This window comes from Microbulbifer sp. (assembly GCF_036563125.1).
Classification (GTDB): domain Bacteria; phylum Pseudomonadota; class Gammaproteobacteria; order Pseudomonadales; family Cellvibrionaceae; genus Microbulbifer.
Genome location: NZ_DATCMV010000154.1, coordinates 1 through 3,812 on the forward strand (window position 1 = coordinate 1; position 3,812 = coordinate 3,812).

The window sequence follows — 3,812 nt, forward strand, 5'->3', positions numbered from 1 at the left end:
CTGATGGGATTCTTCGGTGCGTTTCGACGCAGTGAGCTGGTGGCGATTCGGGTGGAAGACCTGATATGGGAGGATGAGGGCCTGATCGTGCGGCTGCCGCGTTCGAAAACGGACCAGACTGGTCAGGGCATTCAGCGGGCACTGCCCTTCGGCAACAAAACCGTGTGCCCGGGCACCGCACTCCGAGGTTGGCTCGATACGGCGGGTATAAAGGAAGGACCGGTATTCCGCCCTGTAAACCGCTGGGACCAGGTTCAGCAGAAACCGCTAAACCCCGGTGCCATAAATCAGCTGCTCAAGCAGCTGGGCACAGAATGTGGTTTTGATTTTGTCGCAAGCCTGAGCAGCCACAGCTTTCGCCGCGGTCTCTCCACTTCGGCCGCACGGGAAAAGGTCGATTTTGAGCTGATCAAGAAACAGGGTGGCTGGAAAAGCGATGCCACGGTGTGGGAGTACATCGAGGAAGGTCAGCGGCTCACCGACAATGCAACGACGATTCTGATGGAAAAAATGGCCGCACTGGGGGATATCGACTAGCCATTTGTCTGCCTGGAGGTGTCCCCTTAGCAAATACGCGGCAACTGCTCGCCGGGAAGCAGGTCGAGCAATCGCTCGCAGCCGAGGAAATTTGTGAGAATGACATCTGGCCGCCCTACTTCAGTCACCAGCCCAATGGTCCGGCTTCCCGCAGACACAGTATGGCGGCGCAATATCTCCAGTGCTGCCGGCTCCTCCTCGGGAGCCACAAACACCACAAAGCGCCCTTCATTGGCAACATAGAAGGGATCGAGTCCCAGGAGCTCGCACGCCCCCTCCACCGACTCGCAAATCTGTACCTCGCTTTCCCGCAGTAAAAATGATGCGCCCCGTGCTCTCGCCAGTTCCACCAGTGCCGTGGCAAGGCCGCCGCGGGTGAGATCTCGCAGGCAGTGCACACGAATACCCGCTTGGAGTAGGTCATGCACCGGTTCATGTAGTGGTGCGCAATCGCTTTGCAACGGTGTATCGAACGCGAGCCCTTCGCGACTTGCCATCACCGCCATGCCGTGGCGGCCGATATCGCCAGAGAGGAGTATCCGATCGCCGGGGCAAATGGTCGCCGCTGCTATCTCCCATTCGTGTTCCACTACACCGACCCCGGCGGTATTGATATACAGGCCGTCTCCCTTTCCCCGCTCCACCACCTTGGTATCGCCAGTGACCAGCTGCACGCCGGTTTGTACGGCGGCACGCCCCATGGAAGCCATCACTTTTGCCAGGGTTTTCAGTGGCAGCCCCTCTTCGAGGATCAGGCTGCAACTCAAATACATCGGGCGCGCACCGCTCATGGCGAGATCATTGACGGTGCCGTAAACCGCGAGTTCACCGATGTCACCGCCGGGGAAAAACAGCGGCGAGACCACGAATGAATCCGTGGTGAACGCCAGCCGCGCGCCGGTGAACGGAAGGCGTGCGCCATCGTGCAATTGGTCCAGCCAGGGGTTTTTTATGTAGGGATGAATGTAGTCGCGGAACAAATTCTGGCTCAACTCACCACCGCTGCCGTGACCGAGGCGAATAGTGTCTTCGGTATCCGCGGGGAGCGGACAATCAATATTCATGGGCTGAGCTGTTGGTTGGGTTATTGGTTTGAGCATCGACAGCCTCGCCGGTGATGCCCCGGGCACGGTAGCGGTAATAGGCGGCGCACGGGCCCTCGGACGACACCATGGGCGCCCCCAATGGATGTTGAGGCTGGCAGCGCTGGCCAAAATGCGGGCACTCGTTCGGCTTTTTGCGCCCCTGCATGATCTCGCCGCTGATACATCCACTGGTATCACACGGGGACGACTTTTCGCTGGCAAAAAGTTGCCTGGCATCCTGCGACGAGAACGGTGCGCGCAGGCGCAGGCCGCTTGCGGGAATTTCGCCAACACCGCGCCAGGTCTGCGAAGTGACCTCGAATACCTGCCGCAACATGTCCTGCGCCCGCTGGTTACCGGTGCGCGCTACGGCCCGCGCATACTGGTTCTGCACCTGGTATTCGCCGCGTTCGAGCTGCCGCACGACCATCAAGATTCCCTGCAGAATATCCAGTGGCTCAAACCCGGTTACCACGATTGGTACTTTGAAGGTATCCGCCAGCACATGGTAGGACTCGAACCCGGTCACCGCGCACACATGACCGGCAGCCAGATATCCATTAACCCGTGAATCGGTGGCGCCGCTAATTGCCTCAATGGCCGGAGGCACCAGAAACTGGGATACGAGCAGAGAAAAGTTTCGCAGGCCTTGCTCACGGGCGAGGAACGCGGCCATGGCATTGGCGGGTGCGGTGGTCTCAAATCCGACGGCGAAGAACACCACCTTGCGCTCGGGATTCTGCCTGGCGATATCCAGCGCGTGTAGCGGTGAATAGACCATGCGCACATCGCCGCCCCGGGCTTTCACCGCAAGCAGATCCTGCGTACTGCCGGGGACGCGTAACATATCGCCGAAGGAACAGAAAATGACGTCCGGCCGTGAGGCAATGGCCAAGGCCTGATCGATGATCTCCAGCGGGGTGACGCACACAGGGCAACCGGGACCGTGCACCAATGTGATCGCGGATGGCAGGAACCGTTGCAGACCGTACTTAACGATCGCGTGTGTCTGCCCGCCGCATACTTCCATGATGGTCCAAGGGCGGGTCGTCATGTTCGCGATCGCACGTGCGATCCGCTCAATGTCCTGGCGCTGGCGATATTCGTGCAGAAACTTCATGGGTTATTCCAGTTCCTCCAACTCACCGAGTTGGGCGAGGTAATCGAATATGCGTTGCGCTTCCCGCTCGTCGACACGGCTGATGGCAAAACCCACATGCACAATCACGTAATCCCCCACAACGGCTTCCGGTACATAGGCGATGTTGATGTCCTTGGTGATACCGCCAAAGCTGACCCGTGCCGTGCGCTCCAGCGGGGCGAGATTGAGGATTTCCTCGATACGCCCGGGGATGCCTAGACACATAGCGTACTCCCCTCGTCTCTGGCCACGCGGCTATCAGCCATACAGCGAGCGTAATACAGCTGCCCGAGGGCAATACCGCCATCGTTGGGAGGTACCTTGCTGTGGCAGTGCACGTGAAAGCCGTTATGCCGCAAAAGCCCGGCGGTACCCTCCAGCAGGCGTTTGTTCTGAAACACACCACCCGACACAAAGACCTTCCGCTCGCCGGTGCGGCGCACTGCTGCGAGCGCCATTTGTGCAAGGGTGTTTTGAAAGGCGCAAGCGCGGTCGGCGACAGAAAGCCCGCAATCCTCATCACCGAGCAATGCCAGCAGCATTGGCGCCCAGTCCAGGGTACAGGTTGCCTGGGTTGTATCCTGAATAGTGAAGGGATAACAGATCTCGGTAGTAGAAGGCTCCGCGGCGTACTCAACCGCCATCGCCGCCTGTCCTTCGAAACTGACGGAGTCGACCAAGCCCAGAATTACCGCCACGGCATCAAACAGTCGGCCCATGCTGGAGCAGCGCGGCGTATTGATGCCACGCTTTAACATGGTGCGCACAATGGATAATTCTGTGGTGTCGAATTTTTTCCTGAGAAGTGCGCATGAAAATGCACGCTCGCCGAGGCATTCATACAGCATGCCGGCCAGGATTCGGCGAGGGTCGTGGATCGCGCTTTCGCCACCGGGCAGCGGGAAGTCACGCAAACTGGCAATGCGCTTTACGTGGTCGCGGCCATTCCAGTACAGGCACTCGCTGCCGCGCACACTACCGTCTTCCCCGAACCCCGTGCCGTCCCAGCTTAAGCCCACTGCCGAACCGCGGTACTGATGCTCGGCCAT

5 protein-coding genes are annotated in these 3,812 nt (G+C 59.4%); 1 reads left to right on the forward strand and 4 read right to left on the reverse strand.

What is annotated here, in order from left to right:
• A partial coding sequence (locus tag VIL80_RS12930) for a site-specific integrase (RefSeq protein WP_332036512.1) occupies positions 1 to 537 on the forward strand: 537 nt, incomplete at its 5' end.
• 26 nt (positions 538 to 563) lie between these two features.
• Here the strand turns inward: VIL80_RS12930 and hypE are convergent.
• From hypE to VIL80_RS12950, 4 genes are all read right to left on the reverse strand, one after another.
• On the reverse strand, positions 564 to 1,601 hold the full coding sequence (gene hypE / locus VIL80_RS12935; protein WP_332036513.1) for a hydrogenase expression/formation protein HypE: 1,038 nt from the start codon (positions 1,599 to 1,601) through the stop codon (positions 564 to 566).
• Positions 1,591 to 2,742: a hydrogenase formation protein HypD gene (gene hypD / locus VIL80_RS12940; RefSeq protein ID WP_332036514.1), complete on the reverse strand. Its 1,152-nt coding sequence runs from the start codon at positions 2,740 to 2,742 to the stop codon at positions 1,591 to 1,593. The genes hypE and hypD overlap by 11 nt, the downstream gene beginning before the upstream one ends.
• A 3-nt stretch (positions 2,743 to 2,745) precedes the next feature.
• Positions 2,746 to 2,988: a HypC/HybG/HupF family hydrogenase formation chaperone gene (locus VIL80_RS12945; RefSeq protein ID WP_332036515.1), complete on the reverse strand. Its 243-nt coding sequence runs from the start codon at positions 2,986 to 2,988 to the stop codon at positions 2,746 to 2,748.
• On the reverse strand, positions 2,979 to 3,812 hold an 834-nt coding region (locus tag VIL80_RS12950), incomplete at its 5' end, for a Kae1-like domain-containing protein (protein ID WP_332036516.1). The genes VIL80_RS12950 and VIL80_RS12945, both read right to left, overlap by 10 nt.

What these genes read in the sequence shown, in the direction of transcription:
- hypE (WP_332036513.1), bottom strand. Translation starts at nt 1,601, where the DNA reads ATGAATATTGATTGTCCGCTCCCCGCGGATACCGAAGACACTATTCGC.
- hypD (WP_332036514.1), bottom strand. Translation starts at nt 2,742, where the DNA reads ATGAAGTTTCTGCACGAATATCGCCAGCGCCAGGACATTGAGCGGATC.
- VIL80_RS12945 (WP_332036515.1), bottom strand. Translation starts at nt 2,988, where the DNA reads ATGTGTCTAGGCATCCCCGGGCGTATCGAGGAAATCCTCAATCTCGCC.